This window comes from Luteimicrobium sp. NPDC057192, from assembly GCF_042670205.1.
GTDB lineage: Bacteria > Actinomycetota > Actinomycetes > Actinomycetales > Cellulomonadaceae > Luteimicrobium.
In genome coordinates, this window is the sequence record NZ_JBHUWD010000003.1 from 1 (window position 1) to 3,803 (window position 3,803).

At 69.0% G+C, this 3,803-nt stretch carries 1 protein-coding gene; it reads right to left on the bottom strand.

The window, feature by feature from the left end:
* Positions 1-155 precede the first annotated feature (155 nt).
* Entirely contained in the window at positions 156-3,509 is a 3,354-nt protein-coding gene (locus tag ACFT5B_RS02675; protein WP_386796431.1) for a LamG-like jellyroll fold domain-containing protein, read from the bottom strand.
* Between the last annotated feature and the right edge of the window lie 294 nt (positions 3,510-3,803).

The window sequence follows — 3,803 nt, forward strand, 5'->3', positions numbered from 1 at the left end:
GAAGCAAACGCCTTCGCTGCCGAAATGCTCATGCCTGCACGAATGATTCGGGCGCAAGTGATTTCCTACGCAAGAAATGCCGATATCACCCGCGATCGAATGATCGAGCGTCGCCCCCGCTCTGGCGGGGAGCGACGCTCGCCGGGTGTGCGGTCCTACTTCGCGAGCTGCGCGACGTCGTCCGCGGTGAGCGCGCGGTCGAAGACGTGGACGTCGTCGACGGCTCCCTTGAGGAAGTCGACGTCGTTGCCCTGCCACTGCGCCCGACCGACCGAGACGGTGCCGCTGGTGGCGTGCGTCTCCGTCGTCGGCTGGGTGCTCTGCAGCGCGCCGTTCACGTAGAGGGCGATGGTGCCCTTGTCCGCGTCACGGACGCCGACCACGTGGTACCACTGCCCCACCTGGACCTTGACGTTCGTGGCGATGGCGCGCGGCCCGTTGGGGAAGCTGAACGCGAACCCCTGCTGGGCGTTGTTCGACCCGCTGTACTGCAGGAAGAACGGGCTGGAGCCCGTGGCCTGGACGCTGTTCGCGGCCACAGCCGTCGAGTACGCGGTCGGGAGCGCGTCCATGCGGACCCACGCCGAGACCGAGTAGCTCTGGGCGGTGTCGAGCTGCGGCACGGACGCCGTGGCCTGGGCGGTCTTGCCGTCCAGCGCGACCGCCTTGCCGTGCTTCCCGTCGACGAGCGTCGCGCCGCCGACGAGGGTCGCCGCCCCCGCCCGGCCGCTCTGGTCGGGCACGGTGACGCCGGACGCGGAGTCGAAGCTCCACGCGCCGACGCCGACGAGGCCCGGGCGCCCGGCGTTCGCGGGCTCGCCCGCCCCCGCCGCCACGACCTCCGCGTTGATGGCCCGCACGCGGGCCTCGTCCATCTTGGAGATGCGACGGTCGTAGGTGAAGAACCCGTTGAGCTCGCCCTCGACGTCCGTCAGCTGCGTGTAGACCGAGCCGGACAGGTGGTCACGGGCGTACCCGACGAGCTTCGCCGTGTTCTCGACGTACGCGTCGGTGAGGCTCTTCGAGTCCGTCACCTCGCCGTAGGGGTTGATCGAGCCGCCGGCCCACATGTGGCCGAGGGTCGCGAGCGAGAACCCGCCGTGCTCGCCGTCGATCGCGGCGCGCGTGGCGTCGGGCGACGGGTTACCCGGCCCGGTGTAGTCGTGGTAGTCGATGATGTCGCCCGAGTGCGTGTCACCGGGCATGTTGCAGCAGTTCTGGCCGCTGCGGGTGTTGACGAGGCGCGACGGGTCCTGGGCCTTGATCGACGCCGCGACGTCCGCGGCCTCGCTGATGCCCCACTGGCCCCAACCCTCGTTGAAGGGGATCCAGCCGATGATCGACGTCGTCGAGATGTGCTGGTCGATCATCCGGTGCAGCTCGGAGGACCACTCGTCACGCTGGGCCTGGTTGTTGTTCGAGCCGGACGGCATGTCCTGCCAGACCATCATCCCGATCTTGTCGGCGTCGTAGTACCACCGCGCCGGCTCGACCTTGATGTGCTTGCGGATGGTGTTGAAGCCCAGGTCCTTGGTGGTCTGGACGTCCCACTTGAGGGCCTCGTCCGTCGGGGCGGTGTAGACGCCGTCGGGCCAGAAGCCCTGGTCCAGCGTCGACAGGAGGAACGTCTGCTTGCCGTTGAGGACGATCCGGTTCACGCCGTCGATGTTCTTGATGCCGATCGACCGGACCCCGACGTAGCTGCCCACGGTGTCCTTGGAGGCGCCATCGTGGAGCTGGACCTTGAGCGTGTACAGATACGGGTCGTCCGGCGTCCACCGGTGCGAGTTCGCGATGCGCAGGCTGAGCTGCTCGTTCGCGCCGCCGCTGACGGCGCCGACCTTCTTGCCCTTGGCGTCGAACGCCGTGACGATGACCGACGCGTTCTTCGACGCGCCCTCGGCGTTCGCCGTCACCTGGACCGCGTCACCGACACCGTCGGCCGAGTCGGAGAGCTGCGGCGTGAGCTTGAGCGAGTCGACGTGGACCTGCTTGACCGGCTCCAGCCACACCGTCTGCCAGATGCCCGACGACGGCGTGTAGAAGATCCCGGACGGGTTCGCCGACTGCTTGCCCGTGGGCTGGGCGCCGGTCGTGTCCGTGACGCGGACGACGACGTCGTTCCGGCCCTTCTTCACGGCGTCCGTGATGTCCGCGGTGAACGCGTCGTAGCCGCCCGTGTGCTCGGCGACGACCTTGCCGTTGACCAGCACCGTGGCCTGGTAGTCGACCGCACCGAAGTTCAGCTCGAGGCGCTGCTGCTTCGGCTTGTCGCCCACGTTCCAGGACGACGGCACCGTGAACGTCCGGTGGTACGCGAAGTTGTCGTAGTGCTTCTGGATGCCCGACAGCTGCGACTCGATCGGGTACGGGACCACCGCGGTCTGCGCGTCGGTCCACGTCGTCGGGGGCGCGGTGTCCGCTGCGGCGAGCGGGGTGAAGTCCCACTTGCCGTTGAGGTTCTGCCAGTCGCCGCGCGTCAGCTGGGGGCGCGGGTACTCGGGCAGGGGGTTGTTCGGGTCGACGTCCTTGGCCCACTTGGTGGTGAGCTGGTAGGTCGAGGCGTTGTCGATCGCGGCGTTGAAGCCGGGGACCTTCTCGCCGCCCGCGGTGAGCGAGCCCTTGCCGTCGAAGACGACGCGGCCGTACGCCTTGCCGAGCACGGACGCGCCCAGCCCGACCGTCACGGTGCTGCCGCTGGCCGTGACCGACGAGATCGGGTAGTCCGTGCCGTCGATCGGGACGCGCAGGTGCTGCGCGAGGTCGTCGGTGTTCGCCACCGCCCCGGGGAACGTCAGGACGACGCTGTCGCCCTTCGACGGGATCGTCGCGCTGACGTCGTACGGGTTGAAGTCCGACGGCGGGGTGAACGCGGACGCAGGCACGGCCTCCTTGGCGATCCCGGCGTCCGTCGAGGCCCAGCGCAGGTGGACGTTCGCGCCACCCGTCGCCTGGAACTGCTCGAACGTGAACGGCACGGGCTGGCCCGCCTCGAGGTGCACCGTGCGGGTCGCGGTCTGCTCCGTGTCCCACTGGTTGACCCAGAAGTCGATGAGGAGGTCGGACGCGTCGCTCCCGCCGACCCACAGCCGGAAGCCGTTGTCGCCGATGGCCGAGAACGTGTAGTCGCCCGTCTTGGGCGCCGTGATGAACCCGGACCAGCGCACGCCCACGTTCTCCGTCTGACCGGTCATCGCCTTGAAGACGGGGATCATGTCGCTGACGTCGACGTCCGGGTCGAGCACCGACGCCTTGAGGTTGGCGGGGTCGAGCGCGAACGTGCTCGTGTTCGTGATCGTGTAGTAGTCCGCGCGGAGCCCGCTCTGCCCGGTCTGGTCGACGGTCGGCGCGACCGCCGACGCGAGGGCGTCGGCGACGCCCGTGTGGGTACCCGCGGTCGCCGTCGGGACGACGGTCACCGCGGTCGCGAGCGCGAGGACGCCGACGGCCGCGGAGCGCAGCAGCCGGGGTCCGTGGCTCGGGGCCCTCGTGGGGGGTGGGTCGAACATCTGCCTACCTCTTCTCATCGTTGAGCCGATATCTCGGCGAGGTGCGTCGTGCCAGCGAGCGCTCTTTCGCGCAGATTCCGCTCACCAACGAGACACAGTCTGACAACGGTTACCGGCAAAGGCAACAGTTACGAGCATTCCAAGACAAGAATCAACACGTGTGCGTGGGGTTCTGATCGGTCGGGCGGCGTGGGGGGGCGGGGGGGGGGCCCCCCCCCCCCCCCGCCGCCCCCCCCCCCCCCCCCCCCCCCCCCCAACCACAACAAAGAGAAAGAAAAGAGGTGGGTGAACCCC